Raw genomic sequence first — 23,149 nt, 5'->3', positions numbered from 1 at the left:
TATGATGACAGTTCAAGAAATCATCGCAGAACCTTTAAACATTTTAGGTGTATTTTCTAAAAGCCAGCAACAAGAAGAAATTGATTATGTCTTAAAATTAGTTAATCTCCCTAAATCTTTCTTATCTCTACGTCCCAATAAACTAAGTGGGGGTCAACGCCAGCGTGTAGCAATAGCAAAAGCTCTAATCTGTAAACCAGAATTAATTATTTGCGACGAGCCATTATCAGCTTTGGATACCATGAATCAGAGCCTAATTCTTAATTTATTTCAAAAAATTAAAAATCAGTATAACAATGCTTTTCTGTTTATTACCCATGATATGTCAGCAGCCTATACTTTAGCTGATAGAATTGCTGTTATGGATTGTGGATCTTTAGTGGAAGTTGCTTCTAAATCAGAAATTTTTTCTTCGCCTAAACATGTAAAAACTCGTGAGCTTCTTGATGCTATTCCGTCATTTACTTTTACTTTTTGATAACCTCTGTTATCTTGGTGCTCTTTGTTAATGCTTTTTTTTTTCATAAAATTATAATAACGTCGCATGCTCTCGAGCTGTTATCTTTTGCATGTTAACCTGATGTGGTTTAGATTCTTTCTTCCTGCTTAGACGCCTCGGTTTTGTAAGTTACTGCTCGCGGTGTTTGTTTTTGTGAAATTTTTCATACAGAACTCGAATTTTCCGCACATAGAGAGTCATTGACAGAAGATTTTTGGCATGCTACGACCGAGAAACAAACGGTTATTCACAAATCCTCAGAACTGGAGTACTTCTGACGATGGAAATCTCCCATATTTTGGAAGACCTTGTTTATGACAATGGTGTTCTTCCTAGAGAAGCTATAGAAGCTGCGATCGTCAAGCATAATCAAATCACTCCTTATTTGCTCAAAATTCTACAAGAAGCTATTGATCATGTGTCAGATATAGTTGATGATGACTGTTACCAAGGTCATCTTTACGCAATGTATCTCTTAGCTCAATTTCGCGAAACTCGTGCTCTCCCCCTTATTATTAAGTTATTCTCTTTCGAACAAGATATCCCTCATGCAATTGCTGGAGACGTACTTACAGAAGATCTCTCCCGCATCTTAGCTAGTGTTTGTGATGATGTTTCTCTTATCAAAGAGCTCATTGAAACTCCTCGCGTAAATCCTTACGTGCAAGCGGCAGCTATTTCTAGTTTAGTCTCTCTTGTTGGAATTAGAAAATTTTCTAGAGAAGCAGCTATTCGCTATTTTGGAGAATTACTCAATTATCGATTAGAAAAACGGCCCTCTTTTGCTTGGGATAGCCTGGTGGCGTCTATTTGTGCTCTTTACCCTAAAGAGCTTTTTTATCCCATCAGCAGAGCCTTTTCTGCTGGTTTAATAGACACATCTTTCATCAGTATGGAAGATGTGGAAACGATTATCCACGAAGAATCTATTGACTCTTGTTTACAGGAAGTTTTCTCCTCAACAGATCTTATTGATGATACCTTGGAGGAAATGGAGAAATGGTTAGAAAGATTTCCTTTTGAGTCATAGGTCATTACTCAAATAAATTATAGGGAGCTATGAACAAACAAAAACGCTTCTTATCGCTTGTATTTTTGACGTTTACCCTTTTGGGGATTTGGTTCTGTCCGCATTCTGATGTTATAGACACCAGAGCATGGCATTTATTCGCGATATTTACTACGACCATTCTTGGAATTATCCTACAGCCAGCTCCTATGGGAGCTGTTGTTATTATGGGGATTTCCTTATTACTTGTTACTAAAACTCTAACTTTAGATCAGGCCCTATCTGGTTTCCATAGTCCAATCGCTTGGCTAGTTTTCCTCTCTTTTTCTATAGCAAAAGGAGTGATCAAAACAGGGCTTGGTGAGCGTATAGCCTATTTTTTTGTAAAAATGTTAGGAAAAAGCCCTTTAGGGCTTAGCTATGGACTTGTTCTTACAGATTTTATGCTGGCTCCTGCTATTCCAAGTTTAACGGCTCGAGCCGGGGGTATCCTTTTCCCTGTGGTCATGAGCCTATCTGAATCGTTTGGAAGTTCTGTAGAGAAAGGCACAGAAAAACTTCTCGGCTCTTTTTTGGTTAAAGTAGCTTATCAAAGTTCTGTAATCACTAGTGCGATGTTTTTAACGGCTATGGCTGGGAATCCTATTGTTTCCGCCCTGGCAGGACATTCCGGAATCTCTTTAACATGGGCTATTTGGGCTAAAGCTGCTATTTTCCCCGGGATCATTAGCTTAACTTGTATGCCTTTTGTACTTTTTAAACTGTTCCCTCCACAAATTACTTGCAGTAAAGAAGCTGTTGAAACTGCAAAAATCCGCTTAAAAGAAATGGGGCCCTTAAAACAAGGAGAGCGGTGTATTCTATTTATTTTCTTGCTTTTGATAACTTTATGGACTCTCGGAGATTCTATAGGAATTTCTGCAACTACAACAGCTCTTGTAGGGTTATCGTTATTAATTTTAATGAATATTTTAGATTGGCAGAATGACGTCCTTTCCAATACAACTGCCTGGGAAACCTTTATCTGGTTCGGAGCTTTAATTATGATGGCTTCGTTCTTAAGTTCTTTTGGTTTTATTCATTTCGTAGGAGATTCGGTTATTGCAGTTGTTAAAGGGTTGTCTTGGAAAATTGGCTTCCCGATACTATTTTTGATCTACTTTTACTCACACTATCTGTTCGCGAGTAATACAGCTCACATTGCCGCTATGTATCCCATTTTCCTTACAGTTTCAATCTCTTTGGGAGTCAATCCTATGTTTGCAGCATTATCTTTAGCTTTTGCTAGTAATTTATTCGGAGGACTCACACACTACGGATCAGGGCCAGCTCCCTTGTACTTTGGATCACAATTAGTTTCCGTACAAGAATGGTGGCGTTCTGGTTTTATTCTTAGCATAGTCAACTTGATTATTTGGTTAGGGTTAGGAAGTTGGTGGTGGTATTGTTTAGGATTAATCCACTAAATCGTTTGAGAGAGAGCTTATGTCGCCAGGAAAACATTCTTCTCTTTGTCAAAAGACCCCTCCTTTATGCAGGGAACTTCAAAAAGCCCCTGCCCTCCTTTTAACGGAAGATACGAGATTTAGCACTCTTCTTAATGAGCATATCGAGACTGTGGCAGAGCTATTTCCGTATACCTATGCGTCTCCTTATCGCAAATTTTCTCCTAAATCGGATCTTTCTGTAGACGTTACTCCTCTTAAAGTCGGCGTTATGCTCTCTGGAGGTCCTGCTCCTGGAGGACATAACGTAATTTTGGGCCTACTTCATAGTATCAAAAAATTACATCCCGAAAGTCGGCTTCTGGGATTCGTTGGTGATGGTCAAGGTTTACTCAATAATAATACGGTAGAAATTACAGAAGAATTCATGAAAGAGTTTCGCAACTCTGGAGGCTTCAACTGTATAGGAACCGGTCGAACAAATATTATTACTGAGGAGAATAAAGCTCGTTGTTTGCAAACAGCAAACCAACTAGATTTGGATGGACTCGTCATTATTGGAGGGGATGGATCCAACACAGCCACAGCAATTCTTGCAGAATATTTTGCTCAAAATCAAGCAAAAACGGTTCTAATTGGCGTCCCTAAAACTATAGATGGAGACTTACAACACTTATTCTTAGACTTAACTTTCGGCTTTGATACCGCAACCAAGTTTTATTCATCCATTATCAGCAATATTTCTAGAGATGCTTTGTCTTGCAAAGGACATTACCATTTTATCAAACTGATGGGACGTTCTTCTTCACATATTACACTAGAATGCGCATTACAAACTCACCCGAACATTGCCCTTATCAGTGAAGAGATCGCAGAAAAAGGAACTTCTCTTACAGAACTCATACACAACATCTGCGAAACTATAGCAGACCGAGCAGCTATGGGGAAATATCATGGAGTAGTTCTAATTCCAGAAGGAATTATTGAGTTCATTCCAGAAATACAAGCTTTGGTTAAAGAAATTGAATCCATTCCCGAGCAAGAAGATCTTTACCAGGCATTATCTCCATCATCTCAACAACTTTTAAGTAAATTCCCTGAAGATATACGCCAACAGTTGTTGTATCACCGAGATGCGCATGGAAATGTCTATGTATCTAAAATCAGTGTCGATAAACTTCTTATTCATCTTGTTCAGCAATATTTAGAAGCACATTTCAAGCACGTTCCCTTCAATGCTATTTCTCATTTTTTAGGCTATGAAGGACGCTCAGGAACCCCCACTCGTTTTGATAACATATACAGCTATAATTTAGGGTATGGTGCTGGGATTCTCGTCTTTAATCGCTGTAACGGATATTTATCCACAATAGAAGGATTAACTAATCCTGTTGAAAAATGGCGATTACGAGCGTTACCGATTGTGCGCATGTTAACAACGAAAACAAATAAAGATGGCAGTATTCACCCTTTGATTAAAAAACAGTTAGTAGATATCTCCAGCCCAGTTTTTAATAAATTTTCACTATATCGTAAAATTTGGGCTTTAGAAGATTCCTATCGCTTTGTCGGTCCTTTACAAATATGTTCTCCGGAGGATTCTTACTCTGATGATTTTCCTCCTTTAATTTTATTTTTAAATCATAACGAATGGCAAAAACGCTGCTCCATTTGTTTAGAAATCCCTGATCAGGATTATTAATAGTCCATTGGACATCAACTAGAACGCATTCTCTATTATGATTAATCAGTGCTGCTATTTTCCTCATTCTAAGAAAATTTTTGAGATTACCTTATTGAATAATGTCTCTTCTGTAGGTGTTTTACATATCCCCAATTCTCAAGATAAACATTTTCCTTTAGTCATTGTGTTACACGGATTAGCCTCTAACAAAGTTGGAACAAAACGCTCACACCTTTATTTAGCTAATCATCTTATACAAGCAGGTATTGCAGTGCTACGTATGGATCTTCCTGGTCATGGTGACGCAGAAGGTTTTATCCATGAATTTTCTCTTAATGATTATATTCAAGCCTCGCAACGCATCATAGAATTCGGTCTTTCTCTTCCCATTGCTAATGATTCTGTTGCTCTTTTTGGTTCTTCTTTGGGAGGCAGCTTAGCTCTACTTAACCTACCACACTTTCCTATCGTCCAACATCTTGCCATCTGGGCTCCCACAATTCAGGGATCTTTGTGGTTAGAAGATGTTGCACAATTGACGTCTTTGCCACAAAATGTCTCGTCTGAAAACTTTTTTTATCAAGGAATCCCTCTTGGGAAAGAGTTTTGTTCGCAATTTATTGAATTAGATACCTTAAAAGTTCTTTCTAAGATCCCCAAACAAACTTCTATTCTTTATTTACAAGGAGAAAATGACCCTGTTGTATCTACTCGTCACCAGGCTCTTTTTGCAAAAACGTTTTCAGGAGAAGCTTCCTATCGCATCTACCCTAAAATGACTCATCATCTTTGCGTTGATTCTGAGGCTTTTCGAGATCTTGTAAATTGGATAAAAAATCAATTATTAGGCACATCATGGAGCTACTCTCTGTAAATAAGAGTTATTTTGAACTTCAACGGCTGCATTACCGTCCAGAAACACTCGCTTTATTAGATGGTCTGTGTTCTTTACATGTCCAAGAGTCGACTTCTTCTGATGCTGCTCCAAGTTCATTAGTAGAGCGTATTCCACACTTATGCTCTCTTCCAGATCTAATTATCCGAAAAGGAGAGTTCTCTCCTTCTATACCTTTACGTATTGGAGTTTTGCTTTCAGGGGGACAAGCTCCTGGGGGACATAATGTAGTAATTGGATTATTCGAAGGTTTACGAGCTTTTAATAAAGAAACCAAGCTTTTTGGTTTTATTAAAGGCCCTTTAGGGCTGATCAGAGGGCTATATAAAGACTTGGATATCTCCGTTATTTATGATTATTACAATGCTGGAGGGTTCGATATGCTCTCATCCAGTAAAGAAAAAATCAAAACTAAGGAACAAAAAAGCACCATCCTCGCTACTGTAAAAAAAATGAAATTACACGGTTTACTTATTGTAGGAGGAGACAATTCCAATACGGATGCGGCGATGCTAGCAGAATATTTTATCGAGCACAACTGCCCCACAGCTGTAATTGGAGTTCCTAAAACTATAGATGGAGTCTTAAAAAATGCTTGGATTGAAACTCCTTTAGGCTTTCATACATCATGCCGTACGTACTCAGAAATGATTGGAAATTTAGAAAAAGATATTCTTTCTACTCGAAAATATCATCATTTCGTCAAATTAATGGGAGAACAAGCTTCTCACAGTACTTTAGAATGTGGTCTGCAAACTTTTCCTAACATAACATTAATTGGAGAAGAAGTAGCCATTGAGCACCCATCTTTACAAAGCCTAAGTTACAGTATCGCTAAAGGACTTGTTGAACGCTTCCGTAACGATAGGAATTACAGCACAATTCTTATTCCTGAAGGCTTAATCAAACAAATTCCGGATATGAAGCAATTAATTCAAGAGCTGAATATTTTAATTGCTAAAGGTTTGTTCTCAGTTTCTAATTTCGACCAGCATCTATCTCAAAAGGCTCTTCAAACTTTTTCATCTCTTCCAGAAAATGTTCGTGATCAGCTGCTTTTTAATCGAGACTCATATGGCAATATTCATGTATCCAAAATTGCGATAGAAGAACTTTTGGTCTCTTTAGTTCGCGATGAAATAGCTAGACTGGAACCAACTATGCTATTTTCTCCCGTAACACACTTTTTAGGCTATGAATCCCGAGCCAGTTTTCCTTCAAATTTTGATTCAAATTATGGTTTAGCTTTAGGAATAGCTGCCTCTTTATTTTTAGTAAGAGGGAAAACTGGATACATGGTAACAATAGGGAATTTGGCTGAAGAATATACTCAATGGACAATGGCAGCAACACCATTATACAAAATGATGCATATAGAAAAACGGTTTAATGAAGAAACTCCGGTGATTAAGACAGATTCTGTATCTCCTAATTCTGCTGCAGTACAATATTTACATATAAAGAGAGAAGTTTGCCTACTGAAAGATTCATATAGGTTTCCAGGGCCTTTACAATATTTCCAAGAACAGGCTCTCGTTGACCAACGCCCTTTGACACTTCTGTGGGAGAAGAACAAATTATCAGAGGAAAACGCAGATAAATTGTAAAAAGAAAGCGGGAGATAGCGGTAGTCGGACTTGAACCAACGACACGCGGATTATGATTCCGCTGCTCTAACCACCTGAGCTATACCGCCTCAAACCAACAAAAAAAATAGCGGGAGAAGGATTCGAACCTCCGACCTTTGGGTTATGAGCCCAACGAGATGACCACTACTCTATCCCGCGATAGAAAGCCCAAGACTATCATGTTTTTAGATTTTTATGCAAGTAATTTGGTTCTTTAATATTTCCCAGGTTTGCTTAAAGCTTTTCTCTTCATTCAAGAACGCTTTTCCCCTTTCAATGTATGCTTGACGTTTCTTTTCGTCTTGAAGAAGATCTAAAACAACATTTAAAAGAGTTTCTTTATTCACACTAACCCCGATTTCTTTTTTCCGCAAAAGCTCTGCCAGAGTAGACTGAGAATAAATATGTGGCCCAAACATAAGAAGAACATCTTTTTGAAGAGGTTCTAATAAATTATGTCCTCCTACAGCAGGATCAAAAGTTCCTCCTACGAAAGCTATATCCGCAGCAGCATAAACATCTTTTAGGATGCCTAGCATATCCATGATTATTGAATTGTATTGTTGAAAAGATGCTTTTTGACTCCATAATCCGAATGCAACTCCGGATTTGTCTAATAATTTAGCATGCTCTTTAATCTTTTCAAGATGTCTAGGCACCCACAAAATCTTTGTAGAAAAATTGTGAAGGTCCTGAGCAATCCTTGACCAAACCTCTACATCTTTAGGGTGTACAGAACCTAGAATGATCAATCGATCATTGGAAGATAATTTTAATCTCTCTCTCCATAAACTTCTGTTATTTACACTGCTAGGTTTTTCTGTGAATATTTTAATATTCCCAGTAACATGTATTTTTTTTGAAGAGATGCCTATTTGCATAAACCGTTGTTTATACAACTCATCCTGTAGTATAAATAAATCCAAGGGTGAAAAACAGTTTCTTCCTAAACGTTTTAAGAAAGCAAAACGTTTGCAAGAATGTTGGGAAAGCTTCCCATTAATTAGGAAAGCTTTTGCTCCCAAACGCTTAGCCTCAGCTAAGAAATGTAACCAGCAATCCCCTTCTGAAAAAACAACAATATTAGGAAGAAGACTCCTTACGACAGGTTTAATAATACAGCTTAAATCAAGAGGCAAAACGAAAACTGTCGCTCCTAAAGGCTCATATAAACGTCTTGCAGTGTGTACCCCAGACTCAGAACATGCTGTAATAACAAAACGCCATTCGGGGAACTCTTCTTTCCATTTATTAATAATTGGAACTAAAAGAGAAACCTCTCCAACAGATGCTCCATGAAACCAAGCTAATGGCCCTTTCCCTTTAACTTGAGGTTTCTTTATTCCAAAACGCATTTGCCAAGAACCAACATACTTTCCATGAACAAATACTTTGTAAAAAATACGTGGCGCAGCAACACAAAAAGCACAAATTAAAAACACATCGTAGAGACGAGAAATTAACCAACGTCTTATCATACAACAAAGTTTACTAGTCGATTAGGAACAAAAACAGCCTTCCGTATTTCTCTTCCCTCCAAGTATTTAGACACGGCTTCTCGAGCTAACATAAGAACGTCTTCTTGATTCGCATTTTTACCAACGTCTAATCGAGCTCGAAGCTTACCATTTACCTGAATTACTATAGTAACTGTATGCCCTTCTAAGTACTCAGGCAAAGCCTTAGGCCAACCAGCCTGCTCAATGCCTGGAGGATTTCCCAAATAAACCCACAACTCTTCACTAATATGAGGAGCAATAGGAGCTAAAACTCGCACAACCATTTCTACAGCACATTTTGAATAGACAGGAAGTTTCACAAATTCATTAATAAACTCCATAAAAGAAGACGGTATCGTATTCAAAGACAATTTCTCAATATCATCTGTTACTTGTTTCACAAGTTTGTGAGCTAAGGATAACGCCTCGAAAGACTCTTCTTCTTTTACCTGAGAAGAAGTGACTATCTCATAAAAACGATTTAAAAACCGTCTACAACCAGCAACTCCCTGATTAGACCAAAGTTTATTTTTATCTAAAGGTCCAGAAAACATTGCATACATCCGAACAGCATCTGCTCCAAACTCGTCTATCAAAGTTTGTGGATCAACCCCATTCAACTTAGATTTAGACATTTTTTCTTGACGCACCTCAAGTTTCTCTCCAGAGGGAGCAAACCATAACCCATTTTCTTCTTTAGCTGTTTCAGGAGCTATATATCCCTTACCAGAAATCCGATAAGAAGTTGCTAAAACTAATCCTTGATTAACTAGTTTCTTAAACGGTTCCGGTGTAGAAACAATTCCCGCCTCATAAAAAACTTGATGCCAAAAGCGCGCATATAAGAGATGCAATACAGCATGCTCAGCTCCACCAATATATAAATCAACTGGCATCCAGTATTGCTCTTTTTCCTTCGCCCAAGGAGCCGCAGAGTTATGTGCATCACAAAAACGCAAATAGTACCAACAAGAGCCCGCCCATTGAGGCATGGTGTGTGTTTCCCGTCTGCCTTCTTTTTGTGTCTCTGAATCAAAAAGATGCACCCACTCTTTTACTTTAGCTAAAGGCCCTAATCCCACACCTTCAGGACGATAATCTTGGATTTCAGGAGGAAGCAAAGGAAGTTCATCATCTCGTAAAGGACGACAAGAACCATCTTCAAAATGAATAATGGGAATAGGTTCTCCCCAATAACGTTGACGAGAAAACAACCAGTCTCGCAATTTATAAGCAATCTTTGCTGCTCCAAGATTTTTCTTCTCTAAAAAACTAATTACATACTGTTTAGCTTCTTCTCCAAAAAGCCCATCTAGACAAAAATCTTCATGACAGCTGTTGATACATGCACCATCTTCATGAATAACAGAAACAATAGGTAGATCAAATTGTTGGGCAAATACCAAATCTCGCTCATCATGAGCAGGAACTCCCATAACAGCCCCTGAACCATAGCCCATCAGCACATAATCGGCGATCCAAATAGGAATAGGTTGTTGAGTAACAGGATGTCTTGCATAAGATCCAGTGAAGACCCCACTTTTAGTTTTTAATTCACTAATGCGGTCTCGCTCACTTTTACTTTGAGTTTCTCTAACATACTGGGCAATAGATGCTTCTTGTTCGTCAGTAGTTAGGAGATCAACTAAAGGATGTTCAGGAGCCAATACTAAAAAAGAAACTCCCATTAACGTATCAGGTCTTGTTGTGAAAACCTCTACATCCCCCTGTTCTGTTGCAAATTTTACAGAAGCTCCTACAGATCTTCCAATCCAATTTCTTTGTAACTGCTTAACACTTTCCGGCCAATCCAAATCATCCAATCCAGCTAAAAGCTGATCAGCAAAAGCTGTTATGCGCAATACCCACTGGCGAAGCATTCTTCTTTCAACAGGATACCCTCCATCGATAGAAAAACCATTTTCTACTTCTTCATTAGACAGAACAGTACCTAATTCTGGACAATAATTCACTGCCATGTCAGCCATATAGGCCAATCCTTTTTCATAAAGGATCAAGAAAAGTTTTTGGGTCCATTTATAGTACTCTGGGTCAGAAGTAGCAAACTCTCGAGTTTCATCATAGGAGAAACCCATTGAGGTCAACTGCTGTTTAAAATTGGCAATATTCTTTTCGGTAGTTTCTCGCGGGTGTGTTCCTGTACGGATGGCATATTGCTCTGCAGGAAGCCCAAAACTATCCCATCCCATAGGATGCAAAACAGAAAATCCTTGCGCACGTTTATACCTTGCAACAATATCGGTAGCTGTGTAACCGATCAAATGGCCTACATGCAATCCCGCCCCAGACGGATAAGGAAACATATCCAAAACATAGTACTTAGTTTTAGTTATATCCTCTTCTGCTTTAAAAGTTTGTTTTTCTTTCCAAAATCTTTGCCATTTCTCTTCTATGAGACCGGGATCGTAGCGCATAGCACCTAACCTGTTGTTACTTTTATGGTACGCCCCCTTTACAACTACCTTGCACTGAGGGAGAAATAATCGCTAAACATACACTATATTTAAGATCGAAATCAAGTCCTCTCCCATCTCCTAACCAGTTATCTTTTTTTTAATATGCTCCTAATATACACTCTTTCTTTGTTGCTTTCTAAAGGATGATTATGTCCCACCTTTTCTTCAAGGCTTGTCAGTATTTCCCTGGAGGAGTTAATTCCCCGGTTCGAGCCTGCCAATCCGTTAATATTATCCCTCCTGTAGTCGCTTGCGCTTCAGGCGATTCGTTTACAGACTCTCAAGGTAAAACATATATTGATTTTTGCGGATCCTGGGGTTCTCTCATTCATGGGCATAGTCATCCAAGCATCTGTGAAGCAATTCAGCAAGGCTTAAAAAAGGGCAGCTCCTATGGTCTTACTTCTGAACAGGAAATTTTATTTGCTGAAGAGATTTTTTCTTATTTAGATATCAAGACCAATTATAAAATTCGCTTCATGTCAACAGGATCAGAAGCTACTATGACCGCTGTTCGCCTTGCGAAAGGTATCACAGAACGTCCAATCATTATTAAATTCTTAGGATGCTATCACGGACATGCTGATATTTTTTTACAAGAGATACCTGTTAACCAAGAAATTTTAGAGTCCTTAGATCTATCTAGGCCCCTTACACTTTCTCTTCCCTTTAACGATCTTTCTTTTTTTCAAGATGTTATGAACAACATAGGTCACAAAGTCGCAGGGGTTATCTTTGAGCCTATGTGTGCAAATATGGGAGTAGTTCTCCCTTCCTCCAATTTTATAGAAGGCATTATTCAAACTTGTAAGAATGTTGGAGCTCTCTCTATTATGGATGAAGTCGTTACAGGATTCCGAGTAGGTAAAGGTGGAGCTACAGCCCTATACCAGTTAAAGCCAGATATTCTTGTTTTCGGGAAAATTTTAGGAGGGGGGTTACCTGCATCAGCCGTTTGCGCTTCGGCAACAATTATGGACTGTCTGGCTCCTAAAGGGAAGATTTTTCAAGCCGGAACATTGTCCGGTAATCCTTTGGCTATGATTGCAGGAAAAACTTCTGTAAATCTTTGTCGAAAAGAAAATTTTTACACGCAACTCGCAGATATTGAGGAGTTATTTTTGTCTCCCATAGAAAAAATGATCCAAACTTCAGGAATCCCTGTTACGCTTGTCCGATATGGAAGCCTCTTTTCCTTTTTTTTCAGTAAAAAACAGCCTCATAACTTTGCTGAAGTTAAGCTTTGTAATACAGAGTTCTTTCAAAAATTTTACCAATATTCTTTTTCTAAAGGAGTATACCTATCTCCATCTCCTTTTGAAGCTAGCTTCTTATCTACAGCCCACTCCACGGAAAATCTTAGCTATGCCCAACAAATTTTGATGGAGAGCTTAGAAAAAGTTTTTTCTTTAGTTTAATAGCAAATTTTCGGGAACTGTTGATAGCGAAGCAAAACGCCCCCCTAAATTTTGTAAAACAAAAGACCACAGGTTTTCTGGATGTACAGTAAAAACAAGTTCCTGGCTTGCAGGAGCCAAAAACCACAATCCCTCTAAAAATTCTTTTTCTAATTGACCACCCTGCCAACCACTATACCCAAAGCATAGAAGTACCTTTTCATCATGAGCTCTCTCTTCTTTTTCTTGAATAAAGGAAAAATCTCCTCCAAGAAATACTGAGGGGCAAATTTCTATAGAAGGATTAGTACTTTCTGAACCTGTATGTAATAGCATGATCTGGTTCGCCTGCAAAGGGCCTCCCATACAAAACCGTACTCTGGACTCATCAAAGTAATCCATAGGGAAAATTTCTTCGGGAGATTCTATCTCCAAAGTTTTATTAAGAATCAATCCAAAAGATCCATTTGGACTGTGTTCACAGATTAAAACTACACTTCTTGAAAAAACTCCTCCATTTACCTCAGGAGAAGCTACTAACAAAGAACCTTTTTCTAAAAGAGCATAAGGAAGTTTTGTCATGATACCTGACTAATAAAAACTAATCTTCATATGGGATAGTTTCATCAAAAATAGATTTCACGCATAAAATAGGTGCCTGATACCTAATAGCTAAAGGAATGCTATCACTAGGACGAGCATCTATATCTACTATATACAAATGATCTTCTCGCTTCTGTTCTAAAAACAATCGTGAATAAAAAACGTTATCTCTATATTCCGTGATAACGACCCTTGCGACAGATATATCAAAACCCGTCAAAACAAAGTTAAGGATGTCATGCGTTAAGGGACGCGAACAACGTTCCTCTTCTACCTGATCCCTCAGTCTTTTGAAAGAAGCATCCATTGACACGTGGCCATAAATAGCGAACTGCTTTTCATCCGTTCCTAAAACGATACCTGCATAATTATGAAAATTCACCAATTTGTGAAAATTTACCAAAACTAGGGAGGTATCCCTTACGATTTCTCGATCAATATTCATTACATACTTCTTTTCTGGACTATAGAACCATCGGCGTAACCTATCCACACCTCGGCCTTTGCTATAACAAACCCGACATCAATAATGCCATGAATTTGTAATAATCTGATAAGATCCGCTTCAGGATTAGTGTAAGAAGCTGGAAAACTCACATCATAAATATAGTTACCATTGTCTGTGATAAAATACTCCCCTTGAGAATCTTTTCTCCATTTTCCAAAATATCCGAGTTGATTAAGTTTTTTTTGAACTGAAGAATAACCAAAAGAAGAAATTTCAACAGGCAAAGGGAACTTTCCTAGTACGGGAACAAGCTTACTTTCATCTACTAAAATAATATTATGCTTCCCATTTTGCAAAAGAATTTTTTCTCGGAAAAGAGCTCCTCCCCCTCCTTTAATCATACGCAAACTCGAATCTACTTCATCTGCCCCGTCTACAACTAAATCTAAATCTTGTGACAATGCTTGATCCAACAAAGGGATTCCCAATTGTTGAGCTAAGAGATGAGATACTTTTGAAGAAGCAACAGCTGTAATAGCTAGCCGTTCTTGCTGAATACGTTCCCCTAAAGCTAAAATAAATTCTCTAGCTGTGGATCCACTCCCTAACCCTATACGCATCCCAGGCTTTACTAAAGCTACGGCTTTTAGTGCTAACCTTCGTTTTATAGGAGAAAAATCTTCAGAAAAAGAACGTGCTAATTGTCTAGACATAAGCCTCTCCAAGCGATCTAAAAAGGGAGTTTCCCCCTTTCTTCAAACAGCAATCCTACAACCTTCTTAGGATTCCTTCAAACCTTTATCGGATGACTTAGTTAAACAATGTTGGCAAAGCTGTTCTCATTAAAGACAAATCTTTTATTCGCTGACAAAACTCTTCTGGATCTTTAGTACCGCAAATACTGGACAATTGTTCAATTTGTTTCACGGAGAAGATGCCCCTGACATATAAACCTAATAAAAATAGTGAAAGCACTTTTTCTAATAATTTTTTCTCTGAAGATGGTAAAAAGGTTCGCAATTTCTTCTGTAGTCCAACCTGTGCTAAAGAAGCGCTTAACCATAGAAAAATATTTTGTTCTGATAAAGGAGGATATGAATCAAACAAAATTTGTAATTGTTGCACAACACCAAGCATTTCTGCAAAATCAGTCTCAAGATTTGCAGAAGTAGCTTTCGTAATGATTCCCAAAACTCCCGAAGGAATTTTATCATTAAGATCTTCTAATAACTTTCTCAACTGTTTATCTGGGGATTCTTTCTTTTCTGAAGATTGCGCATCAAATTGCTTGGGAAGAACTCCTAAACAACGACGAGGATCTATATCTTCGTATAAACAATATACCTTATTTTTCTGCCCTTGTTTACTTGTCTTATCATCTTCGCGTAAAATATCCTGGATACCAGAAAACTGAGAAGCGCCCTGTGATAAACCACTTGCTAAAGTAATAGCTCCGATCACATTACCTGTATCCAAAAGATCGAGGATGCGCTCTTGTACAGCAATATCCTTATACTTTTCTACCACCAAACTTGCTAAATAGTGGTTATGTTCAGGGTTCCCTAAACACCAGCCCGAGAAAAAGATGTTTAAGGAAAGGAGTGCGCTTTCTAAAGCCAACTTTCTCTCACTATCATTTTCCAAGTCATCGTTCACAAGAATCCCTTTCTGAGTCTTTTCAAGAAGAGATAGGAAGGGAGCTGCTATTTCCTCAGGATCGGAAAGAGCCCCGCATAACCAAATCATACCGTTAGAAAATCCCTGTTGAGATTGCAACATTTTCTCTGCATGACGCGTAATTTTTAGAATGGGATTTTTATCTGGTGAAAATGAAACTAAAAAAACTCCTGCTATATGGGAGGCTTCTATTGGGAAAGGCGCATTCTTTGTGGTAGGAATTAGATCACTAATTCCCTCACAAACTAAGGCAAACTCCTTTCTTACTTTTTCAAAATGCTGCTTATATTTTCGATGATCAACCATAATATTCTTCCGAGGGTCTTGCATTGCAAAGCCTTTAATTCCAATTCTGTTTGGAAGAAAACTATCACCTTTTTTGTCAAAAACTGCAGAAACAACACTATCCCGGCTTTTACGAAAAGTCCCCCAAATAGATGATTCTGAAAAATGATCTTGTAACTCACTACTTAAGAGCTTAACACGCATAGCCACAAGTTGTGCGTTTGCTATGTATACTAAAAAAGAAGCAGTTAACGCAACTAGCGATAAAGCAAATAAAACTCCCACAACAATTGTGGCAGCAACCGGGAATACGGGTACAGAAAACATTATCACAAGGAGAAGCAAGAGTGTGGCAGCAACAATAGCAGAAACAATCCCGATTACTTGGCTTTGTCTAGAACGAACAATAGCTTGGTCACACTTAGATTCTAAAACTCGATTAGCATCTCGAGAAAAATTTGAGGAATTTGAAAAGAAGTCTACTTGCATAAGAATGTTTTTTTCTTAATTTTAATACCCATTAAGTGTGAAAATCATTTTAACACAACACATCTTAGAAAGAAAAAAACACTAAATAGTCTATTTTAATTTTCGCAAAGATCTTAATAAAACTTCTGAAAAAACCTGTATCAAGAGTTACTCTTAATGAAATAAAGTTTGCATGCTAAGAAAAATTCATAGACAATCTGCTGTGTTGCATAGGCCCTTATGGAGAGCATGTTGCGCCTTTGGGGTTTCACACTTAAAACAGGAGCGCTCGCATGACAATACTTTTTGATCTTCTTGGCAAAGACGCCGATTATCTCCTTAATCATCAATGTGTTATAAAAAAAGAAAGTTTAACACTTCCTTCAGGCGACTTTGTATCACGCGTTTTTGCAGAATCGGATAGAAATAACCGGGTGCTCCGCTCTCTTCAACAAATGTTTGACCACGGCCGTTTAGGAGGAACAGGATACCTCTCCATTCTTCCGGTTGATCAAGGCGTGGAACATACTGCGGGAGCTTCTTTTGCTAAAAACCCTATGTATTTTGATCCAGAAAACATTGTACATCTTGCTATGGAAGCCGGTTGCTCTGCGGTAGCTTCTTCCTATGGAACTTTAAGTATTTTAGCTAGGAAATATGCTCATAAAATTCCTTTTTTACTTAAACTAAACCACAATGAGCTTCTGTCTTATCCGACGACATATCACCAGATTTTTTTCAGCCAAGTTGAAGATGCTTACAATATGGGAGCTGTAGCTGTTGGTGCGACCATTTACTTTGGATCAGAATCTTCAGCAGAAGAAATTGTTGCTGTTTCGAAGATTTTTTCAAAAGCAAGAGAACTGGGCTTAGCTACCGTTTTATGGTGTTATTTGCGTAATCCACACTTTGTCATTAACGGTGTCGATTATCATACTGCCGCAGATTTAACAGGGCAGGCAGATCATCTTGGAGCAACTTTAGGAGCTGATATTGTTAAACAAAAGCTTCCAACGCTGCAAGAGGGTTTTAAAACAATAAATTTCAGCAAAACAAACGATCTTGTTTATTCGGAGCTTTCATCAACTCATCCTATAGACTTATGCCGCTACCAGGTACTTAATAGTTACTGTGGGAAAATTGGTTTGATTAATTCCGGAGGCCCTTCTGGGGATAATGATTTTGCTGAAGCAGCGAAAACAGCAGTAATTAATAAACGAGCTGGTGGCATGGGCCTGATTTTAGGAAGAAAAGCCTTCCAGAGACCCTTCTCTGAAGGCGTCAGGTTACTCAATTTAATTCAAGATATTTACTTAGATCCGACCATCTCCGTGTCATAATTTAGAGGTATTCATGCATCATCGCAAATCTTCAACCCCATTAGGGACTTTTACTGTAGGGATGTTATCCCTTGCTGTCGTTATTAGTTTAAGAAACCTTCCTTTAACAGCAAAGCATGGTTTATCCACCCTCTTCTTTTATGCTTTGGCTGTAGCCTGCTTTATGATTCCTTATGCACTTATTGCTGCAGAATTAGCTTCTTTCAAACCTGAAGGCATCTATGTATGGACTCGTGATGCTTTAGGAAAACGCTGGGGATTCTTCGCCATATGGATGCAATGGTTTCATAATATGACTTGGTATCCAGCTATGTTGGCATTTATCGCTAGTACTTTAGTTTACCAAATCAACCCGGATCTTGCTAATAACCGGTTGTATCTAACATCGGTTATCCTTCTAGGTTTCTGGGGTCTTACTTTCTTTAATTTCCTAGGAATTGGCACATCCGCACTGTTCAGCTCTATTTGTGTAATTGTAGGGACCTTAATTCCTGGAGCTATTTTAGTCGCTTTTGCAGTTTACTGGATTCAAGGCGGGAACCCTATTGCTATCACTTTTTCCTGGAGCGAACTACTTCCAGATTTCTCTACCTCATCTTCTTTTGTTCTTTTATCCGGAATGCTCTTAGCATTATGCGGTTTAGAAGCAAATGCTAACTTAGCGTCAGACATGGTTGATCCCAAAAAAAACTATCCTAAAGCTGTATTCATTGGCGCCGTATCGACTTTAGCTATTTTAGTACTGGGATCGTTAGCCATTGCTATCGTCATTCCTAAAGAAGAAATCAGTTTAGTTTCTGGGCTCATTAGAGCGTTTTCTCTTTTTTTTGAAAAATACAACCTTTCTTGGATGACAGGTATTATTGTCGCAATGACGATTGCAGGATCTTTGGGAGAGTTGAATGCTTGGATGTTTGCTGGGACAAAAGGATTATTCATTTCTACTCAAAATGATTGTTTACCCAAAATTTTCAAAAAAACAAATTCTAAAGATGTCCCTACTAGTCTTATGCTCTTCCAAGCAGTTGTGGTCACTTTATTTACATTTGTATTCGTTTATGTAGATTCTGCGGACCTAGCTTACTGGATTTTAAGCGCGCTCAGCGTACAAATGTATCTGGTTATGTATATTTGTTTATTCATAGCCGGGCCCGTTCTTCGAATAAAAGAGCCAAAAGCACAACGACTCTACTCTGTTCCAGGTAGATTTGTTGGGATATGTATTCTATCAGCTTTGGGGATTTGCTCTTGTCTGTTTGCTTTAGGAATCAGCTTCCTTCCCCCTCAGACAGTAGTTTCTTTCTCAACTATGGGAAGAAATTTTGGTTATACAGCACTCCTGCTATTAGCCTTTGCCATTAATTGTTGCATTCCCTTCGGAATGTACTATTCCCATAAGAAACTAATTAAATAATTGTTTTTATGAAAAACGGTCTTCATAAAGAAGGCCGTTTCTTTCTAAAACTTCCCTAGATTTCTAATCTACAAATCTTTAAAATCCTTCTATGTTTACACTACAATATTGCCCTCCGTGGACAAAATCAGGGAAACGCGTTGAAAGCTTAGTTCGCAAAGCATTGTACACTCATGCTATGCTTCAAAAGCACACACATATTGCTGTTGCTTTAAGTGGAGGCAAAGACAGCTTGTCTCTGCTACTTATGTTAAAAGCTATTTCTGGTAGAGGATTCCCCGAGTTAACTATTCGCGCGATACATATCGGAGGAAAATATTCGTGTGGCGCAGCCGTTAGCGGTAACTATCTCTCCTCTATTTGTGACAAAATCCAAGTGCCGCTTGTTTCTATTCCTTCTTCTTATGAAACGGAAAATCCTGAATGTTATACCTGCTCTCGTATCAGACGTCGACTTCTCTTTGATACAGCTAAAACATTAGGAGCAACAGCTGTCGCTTTTGGACATCATCGAGATGATGTTGTTCAAACCACACTCATGAATCTACTTCATAAAGCAGAATTTGCAGGCATGCTTCCTGTAGTGGATATGGTTAACTTTGGGATCACAATCCTCCGCCCTCTTATTTTTATTCCAGAAGAATTAATCCGTAAGTTTGCTAAAGAAAGTGGTTTCGCGCGCATTACTTGTCGTTGCCCGGTCGTCTCTTTACGGACAAAAACAGAAGAAGCTCTAAAAACTTTAGAAACTATTTTTCCTCAAGCAAGACATAATATTGCTTTAGCTGTACAAGAAACGGGGCTTGTCAAGGCGAATAAAGTAGAAAAATACGACCCAATTTTATCATAGATCTAACTGTTTTAAATAAAAATTTTATCTACTATCTTGGTTTATTTTCCTTTTTATTCTAAAAGAATCTATTATCCGACATCTTTTTTCGCAAGTTTTTATGCGAAAAGAAAATTATCAAGAGGGCTTATGGCAGAAACACAAAGACTCAAAATTGTTATCACTAACGATGACGGCATTAGAGCCAGAGGCATTAGCTTGCTTGTCTCTTTGCTTAAAGAAGCTAATTTTGCCGATCTCTATGTCGTAGCTCCTCTAGAGGAGCAGTCCGGACGAAGTATGGCTTTTTCGCTAATAGAGCCGACAGCCCTAGAACCTTTCGATTATCCTCAAGAAGTCCAAGAAGCTTGGGTTGTTATAGGGACTCCTGTTGATTGTGTGAAATTAGCTATTGGAGAGCTTTTCAAAGACAATTTACCAGATCTGATCCTGTCTGGTATCAATAATGGGAAAAACTCTGGCAGGTGCCTTTACTACTCGGCAACAGTAGGAGCTATAAGAGAGGCAAATCTTCATGGGATCCCCGCAATAGCCTTTTCACAATGTGAAAACATTTCTTTTTTCCAAGAAGCTCAGATGGCCTCTTTAATTCGTTCCCTGTGCGAATTCACTGTTTTTCATAAACATCCCGATCCTCTGGGATTTAATGTAAATTTCCCTGCAAGCATTGATAACTTGCCTTGGAAAGGTATCCGCTTTACTCTATCTGGGGATGAGTTTTTATTTGGGATTCCAAGATTAGTTCGTACTGAAGGAAATCGTCGCTACTATACTCTTTATGATATGCGAGATAAGGTGTCGGGAGATCTTTCTGAAGAATATTTTGCTTTAGCGAATAACTATATTAGCGCTGCCCCGTTAATTTCAAAAAACACTCCTTTAGCAACTCTTTCTGAAGAAGAACTCTCTTTCCTTAAAAAGTCTTTCGAAGAATCTGTATCATGGGAGTCTTCTTTGAGCTTAGAAGAGGATTTAGCTTAACGCGTACGTACGTTGAATTTAAGAATTTCAGCGTACTTTTTTCAGAAAACCCCCTTTCATCTACAATAAAATCGTTTTTGTCTATTGCACTCGTAACCTTAAAAAATTAGAAGAAGACCATGTCCAGAATTACATTGATTGCGCAGCTTATCAAATGTAAGTATGCTTTGTTTGCATTGCTTTTTCTCGCTTCTTCTACATTATTTTGCTTTTCTTTACCGGATACTCCATTCCCGTTCTTTTCCTTGACTTCTTTAAATACACTAATTTTGGGGGGCTGTGCATTTTTTGTTGCTCGAGCTCTAGGAATGATTGTGAATCAGATTATTGATTGTACAATAGACGAACGCAATCCACGTACACAATTGCGCGTGCTTCCAGCAAAACTTCTTTCTATCAAATTTTCAATTCATCTCCTGATTTTCTGTTTAGTCCTATTTCTAAGCCTTTGTTGGTTATTCAATTTCTTGTGTTTTCTCTTCTCCATTCTAACTACTCTCGTAATGATTATTTATCCATATACGAAACGTTTTACCTTTCTTTGTCATTGGGTTTTAGGATTCGTATACTATCTAGCAATACTTATGAATTTTTTTGCTATCGTTGGGGCTCCCTCTTTCTTTCTATTCGGTATAGCTTCATTATTAGGCATTTCTTTCGGAATGATTATTGCTGCAAATGACATTATTTATGCTATTCAAGATATAGAATTTGATCAAAAAGAAGGTCTTTTTAGTATCCCTGCACGATTTGGAGCAAAACAATCTATCAAAATTGCTTCTGCAAATTTAATCGCCAGTGCAATCACTTACTTATTTTTAGGTTTTTTTGTTCCCAATAGACCGATCTTTTATCTATGCTCTCTTTTGCCCCTGGTGAGCATTTTTCGTACACTTAAGTACTATTCTGCAATCAACTTGAACTCTCAACAGACTCTTCAAGAAAACTTCTTTTTTGAAAATTTTTCCTTAGGTATCGCGTTTCTTGTTAATATGGTTGGATTATTTTTACTAGGAGGAAGTTCATGAAACGCTATGTTGTAGGCATTTCGGGAGCATCTGGTATTATATTAGCTGTAACACTAGTCTCAGAACTTGCTGAATTAGGACACCGTGTTGAAGTAGTTATATCGCCTTCTGCAAAAAAAACCTTATATTATGAATTAGAGGCAACTTCCTTTCTAGATACGATTCCACAACGGCTTTATGAAAATATTCATCTCCATCACATTTCATCTATCGAAAGTTCTTTATCATCAGGTTCAAGTTCTGTTGATGCAACCATCATCATTCCTTGTAGCGTTGCCACTATCGCAGCAATCTCCTGTGGCCTAGCAGATAATCTTCTCAGAAGAGTGGCCGATGTTGCTCTAAAAGAGAGAAGACCTCTTATTCTTGTACCAAGAGAGGCCCCTTTATCCGCAATACATTTAGAAAATCTGCTGAAATTAGCACAAAATGGAGCTGTTATACTTCCTCCTATGCCTATTTGGTATTTTAAACCTCAAACCGCTCAAGATATAGCCAACGATATTGTAGGAAAAATTCTAGCCATTTTACAACTAGATAGTCCCCTTATAAAAAGATGGGAGAACCCTAGCTAATGAGAGGTTCTTTTTTCGTTAATGACTTCATGTAAATTTTCAATAGCGATAAAGGCACTAGGATCTTCTCTGTGGACAATTTCTTTAAGTTGAGAAAGCTGCAAGCGCTCAACAACAATATAGAGAAGATTACGAGGCTCCCCAGAAAACCCCCCTTCTGCATGAAGATAAGTTAATCCAACTCCCAAGGTTTCCATTAGAATATTTCCTAATTTTCTAGGAGAAGAAGTAATAATCGTTACAGATTTGGTGTCTTCAAAGCCTAAAATAACCATATCCATAACCTTAATAGCTACCGCATAAGTCAACAAGGACATAAAAGCTGTGTGCCAATTGTGGTAAACGATACCGCCAAGGGAAAAGATAAAAAAGTTTACGAACAAGATGACCTGCCCGACTGTATACCCTCTCTTCTTATTTACAATGATTCCCAAAATTTCTGTCCCGTCAGTAGCCCCTCCATGACGAATTATCAATCCGCCTCCAGCACCCAAAACAACTCCACCAAGTACAATCGTTTCAATTTCTGACCCATCAAAAATAAACGGTTGCATCCCTAACCATTCGGGTAAGACCTCTATAAGCCATAACCAACAAGAGAATATAATAACTGCAGTTATCATCTCCACAACGAAGTACTTGCCGATGCGCTTGTAAGCAAGAATGATGAAAGGCAAATTAAACAACACTAAAAAAAGCGGCAGAAACTGTTTTCCAAAAGCATGAGCCGCTATCATGGATAGACCAACAATGCCACCATCAATCAGATCGTTAGGAGCAAGAACCATATGGACACCACAAGCGGCTAAAAAACCACCTATAATAAACCAACTGAGAGTCTTTGAGAAATATATGGGGAAACTAAACTTTGTGAAACGTATGGTATGAGCCATTGTTCACTCCTTGGTTGAAGCTCGCGAGAGACGGGGCTCGAACCCGCAACTTCC

20 protein-coding genes and 2 tRNA genes are annotated in these 23,149 nt (G+C 38.2%); 13 read left to right on the top strand and 9 right to left on the bottom strand.

Annotation, left to right across the window (positions count from 1 at the left end; genetic code table 11):
* The 6 genes from IJ490_RS00900 to IJ490_RS00875 form a co-directional block, all read left to right on the top strand.
* A partial coding sequence (locus tag IJ490_RS00900; RefSeq protein WP_291891904.1) for an ATP-binding cassette domain-containing protein occupies window positions 1–478 on the top strand: 478 nt, incomplete at its 5' end.
* Window positions 479–773: 295 nt separating this feature from the next.
* Window positions 774–1,529 (top strand): DUF1186 domain-containing protein, encoded by a 756-nt coding sequence (locus IJ490_RS00895; RefSeq protein WP_291891907.1) that lies wholly within the window; start codon window positions 774–776, stop codon window positions 1,527–1,529.
* Window positions 1,530–1,558: 29 nt separating this feature from the next.
* Window positions 1,559–2,974 (top strand): anion permease, encoded by a 1,416-nt coding sequence (locus tag IJ490_RS00890; RefSeq protein ID WP_291891901.1) that lies wholly within the window; start codon window positions 1,559–1,561, stop codon window positions 2,972–2,974.
* A 19-nt stretch (window positions 2,975–2,993) separates the two neighbouring features.
* A complete protein-coding gene (locus tag IJ490_RS00885; RefSeq protein WP_291891898.1) occupies window positions 2,994–4,655 on the top strand; it encodes a diphosphate--fructose-6-phosphate 1-phosphotransferase in 1,662 nt (553 codons plus the stop codon).
* A 37-nt stretch (window positions 4,656–4,692) separates the two neighbouring features.
* Window positions 4,693–5,511, top strand: a complete 819-nt coding sequence (locus IJ490_RS00880) for an alpha/beta hydrolase (RefSeq protein ID WP_291891894.1) — start codon at window positions 4,693–4,695, stop codon at window positions 5,509–5,511.
* Window positions 5,493–7,139, top strand: coding sequence for a diphosphate--fructose-6-phosphate 1-phosphotransferase (locus IJ490_RS00875; protein ID WP_291891891.1), 1,647 nt, complete (start codon window positions 5,493–5,495; stop codon window positions 7,137–7,139). Before IJ490_RS00880 ends, IJ490_RS00875 begins: the two co-directional genes overlap by 19 nt.
* A gap of 15 nt (window positions 7,140–7,154) precedes the next feature.
* On the opposite strand, the gene IJ490_RS00870 is transcribed toward IJ490_RS00875, so the two are convergent.
* The 4 genes from IJ490_RS00870 to leuS form a co-directional block, all read right to left on the bottom strand.
* Window positions 7,155–7,228, bottom strand: a tRNA-Met gene (locus tag IJ490_RS00870).
* Between the two features lie 18 nt (window positions 7,229–7,246).
* Window positions 7,247–7,319, bottom strand: a tRNA-Met gene (locus tag IJ490_RS00865).
* Window positions 7,320–7,345: 26 nt separating this feature from the next.
* Window positions 7,346–8,638, bottom strand: a complete 1,293-nt coding sequence (waaA, locus tag IJ490_RS00860) for a lipid IV(A) 3-deoxy-D-manno-octulosonic acid transferase (RefSeq protein WP_291891888.1) — start codon at window positions 8,636–8,638, stop codon at window positions 7,346–7,348.
* Window positions 8,635–11,094 carry a leucine--tRNA ligase gene (gene leuS, locus IJ490_RS00855; protein WP_291891886.1) on the bottom strand — a complete coding sequence of 820 codons (2,460 nt, stop codon included), beginning with the start codon at window positions 11,092–11,094 and terminating at the stop codon, window positions 8,635–8,637. Before leuS ends, waaA begins: the two co-directional genes overlap by 4 nt.
* Window positions 11,095–11,285: 191 nt before the next feature.
* On the opposite strand from leuS, the gene hemL reads away from it, so the two are divergent.
* Window positions 11,286–12,554 (top strand): glutamate-1-semialdehyde 2,1-aminomutase, encoded by a 1,269-nt coding sequence (hemL, locus tag IJ490_RS00850; protein WP_291891883.1) that lies wholly within the window; start codon window positions 11,286–11,288, stop codon window positions 12,552–12,554.
* Here the strand turns inward: hemL and IJ490_RS00845 are convergent.
* The 4 genes from IJ490_RS00845 to IJ490_RS00830 form a co-directional block, all read right to left on the bottom strand.
* On the bottom strand, window positions 12,546–13,115 hold the full coding sequence (locus tag IJ490_RS00845; RefSeq protein WP_291891880.1) for a YqgE/AlgH family protein: 570 nt from the start codon (window positions 13,113–13,115) through the stop codon (window positions 12,546–12,548). The genes hemL and IJ490_RS00845 overlap by 9 nt on opposite strands.
* Before the next feature lie 19 nt (window positions 13,116–13,134).
* The gene (locus IJ490_RS00840; protein ID WP_291891877.1) at window positions 13,135–13,581 is read right to left on the bottom strand and encodes a bifunctional nuclease family protein; all 447 of its coding nucleotides are present in this window, start codon (window positions 13,579–13,581) and stop codon (window positions 13,135–13,137) included.
* On the bottom strand, window positions 13,581–14,297 hold the full coding sequence (gene rpiA / locus IJ490_RS00835; RefSeq protein WP_291891874.1) for a ribose-5-phosphate isomerase RpiA: 717 nt from the start codon (window positions 14,295–14,297) through the stop codon (window positions 13,581–13,583). The genes IJ490_RS00840 and rpiA overlap by 1 nt, the downstream gene beginning before the upstream one ends.
* A 97-nt stretch (window positions 14,298–14,394) precedes the next feature.
* On the bottom strand, window positions 14,395–16,035 hold the full coding sequence (locus IJ490_RS00830) for a hypothetical protein (protein WP_291891871.1): 1,641 nt from the start codon (window positions 16,033–16,035) through the stop codon (window positions 14,395–14,397).
* 272 nt (window positions 16,036–16,307) lie between these two features.
* On the opposite strand from IJ490_RS00830, the gene IJ490_RS00825 reads away from it, so the two are divergent.
* The 6 genes from IJ490_RS00825 (at window position 16,308) to IJ490_RS00800 (ending at window position 22,202) form a co-directional block, all read left to right on the top strand.
* Window positions 16,308–17,354 carry a class I fructose-bisphosphate aldolase gene (locus tag IJ490_RS00825; protein ID WP_291891869.1) on the top strand — a complete coding sequence of 349 codons (1,047 nt, stop codon included), beginning with the start codon at window positions 16,308–16,310 and terminating at the stop codon, window positions 17,352–17,354.
* A gap of 13 nt (window positions 17,355–17,367) precedes the next feature.
* Window positions 17,368–18,768, top strand: a complete 1,401-nt coding sequence (locus IJ490_RS00820) for an amino acid permease (protein ID WP_291891866.1) — start codon at window positions 17,368–17,370, stop codon at window positions 18,766–18,768.
* Between the two features lie 91 nt (window positions 18,769–18,859).
* Entirely contained in the window at window positions 18,860–19,618 is a 759-nt protein-coding gene (locus IJ490_RS00815) for a tRNA 2-thiocytidine biosynthesis TtcA family protein (protein WP_291891862.1), read from the top strand.
* A 129-nt stretch (window positions 19,619–19,747) separates the two neighbouring features.
* The gene (surE, locus tag IJ490_RS00810) at window positions 19,748–20,599 is read left to right on the top strand and encodes a 5'/3'-nucleotidase SurE (RefSeq protein WP_291891860.1); all 852 of its coding nucleotides are present in this window, start codon (window positions 19,748–19,750) and stop codon (window positions 20,597–20,599) included.
* 119 nt (window positions 20,600–20,718) lie between these two features.
* On the top strand, window positions 20,719–21,627 hold the full coding sequence (locus tag IJ490_RS00805; protein WP_291891858.1) for a UbiA-like polyprenyltransferase: 909 nt from the start codon (window positions 20,719–20,721) through the stop codon (window positions 21,625–21,627).
* Window positions 21,624–22,202, top strand: a complete 579-nt coding sequence (locus IJ490_RS00800) for a UbiX family flavin prenyltransferase (protein ID WP_291891854.1) — start codon at window positions 21,624–21,626, stop codon at window positions 22,200–22,202. The genes IJ490_RS00805 and IJ490_RS00800 overlap by 4 nt, the downstream gene beginning before the upstream one ends.
* Here IJ490_RS00800 and IJ490_RS00795 read toward each other — a convergent pair.
* The gene (locus tag IJ490_RS00795) at window positions 22,199–23,095 is read right to left on the bottom strand and encodes a YitT family protein (protein WP_291891851.1); all 897 of its coding nucleotides are present in this window, start codon (window positions 23,093–23,095) and stop codon (window positions 22,199–22,201) included. The genes IJ490_RS00800 and IJ490_RS00795 overlap by 4 nt on opposite strands.
* Window positions 23,096–23,149 lie beyond the last annotated feature (54 nt).

Origin of the sequence: Chlamydia sp. (assembly GCF_017472245.1) — a bacterium.
GTDB lineage: Bacteria > Chlamydiota > Chlamydiia > Chlamydiales > Chlamydiaceae > Chlamydia.
This window is presented reverse-complemented; position numbering and strand designations above follow the sequence as displayed.

Excerpts from the sequence above, each read along its gene's own strand:
- IJ490_RS00840 (WP_291891877.1), bottom strand. The coding sequence starts at position 13,581 with ATGAATATTGATCGAGAAATCGTAAGGGATACCTCCCTAGTTTTGGTA.
- IJ490_RS00825 (WP_291891869.1), top strand. The coding sequence starts at position 16,308 with ATGACAATACTTTTTGATCTTCTTGGCAAAGACGCCGATTATCTCCTT.
- leuS (WP_291891886.1), bottom strand. The coding sequence starts at position 11,094 with ATGCGCTACGATCCCGGTCTCATAGAAGAGAAATGGCAAAGATTTTGG.
- IJ490_RS00885 (WP_291891898.1), top strand. The coding sequence starts at position 2,994 with ATGTCGCCAGGAAAACATTCTTCTCTTTGTCAAAAGACCCCTCCTTTA.
- hemL (WP_291891883.1), top strand. The coding sequence starts at position 11,286 with ATGTCCCACCTTTTCTTCAAGGCTTGTCAGTATTTCCCTGGAGGAGTT.
- IJ490_RS00800 (WP_291891854.1), top strand. The coding sequence starts at position 21,624 with ATGAAACGCTATGTTGTAGGCATTTCGGGAGCATCTGGTATTATATTA.
- IJ490_RS00875 (WP_291891891.1), top strand. The coding sequence starts at position 5,493 with ATGGAGCTACTCTCTGTAAATAAGAGTTATTTTGAACTTCAACGGCTG.
- IJ490_RS00805 (WP_291891858.1), top strand. The coding sequence starts at position 20,719 with ATGTCCAGAATTACATTGATTGCGCAGCTTATCAAATGTAAGTATGCT.
- IJ490_RS00815 (WP_291891862.1), top strand. The coding sequence starts at position 18,860 with ATGTTTACACTACAATATTGCCCTCCGTGGACAAAATCAGGGAAACGC.
- waaA (WP_291891888.1), bottom strand. The coding sequence starts at position 8,638 with ATGATAAGACGTTGGTTAATTTCTCGTCTCTACGATGTGTTTTTAATT.
- IJ490_RS00845 (WP_291891880.1), bottom strand. The coding sequence starts at position 13,115 with ATGACAAAACTTCCTTATGCTCTTTTAGAAAAAGGTTCTTTGTTAGTA.
- IJ490_RS00830 (WP_291891871.1), bottom strand. The coding sequence starts at position 16,035 with ATGCAAGTAGACTTCTTTTCAAATTCCTCAAATTTTTCTCGAGATGCT.
- IJ490_RS00795 (WP_291891851.1), bottom strand. The coding sequence starts at position 23,095 with ATGGCTCATACCATACGTTTCACAAAGTTTAGTTTCCCCATATATTTC.
- IJ490_RS00820 (WP_291891866.1), top strand. The coding sequence starts at position 17,368 with ATGCATCATCGCAAATCTTCAACCCCATTAGGGACTTTTACTGTAGGG.
- rpiA (WP_291891874.1), bottom strand. The coding sequence starts at position 14,297 with ATGTCTAGACAATTAGCACGTTCTTTTTCTGAAGATTTTTCTCCTATA.
- IJ490_RS00880 (WP_291891894.1), top strand. The coding sequence starts at position 4,693 with ATGATTAATCAGTGCTGCTATTTTCCTCATTCTAAGAAAATTTTTGAG.
- IJ490_RS00890 (WP_291891901.1), top strand. The coding sequence starts at position 1,559 with ATGAACAAACAAAAACGCTTCTTATCGCTTGTATTTTTGACGTTTACC.
- surE (WP_291891860.1), top strand. The coding sequence starts at position 19,748 with ATGGCAGAAACACAAAGACTCAAAATTGTTATCACTAACGATGACGGC.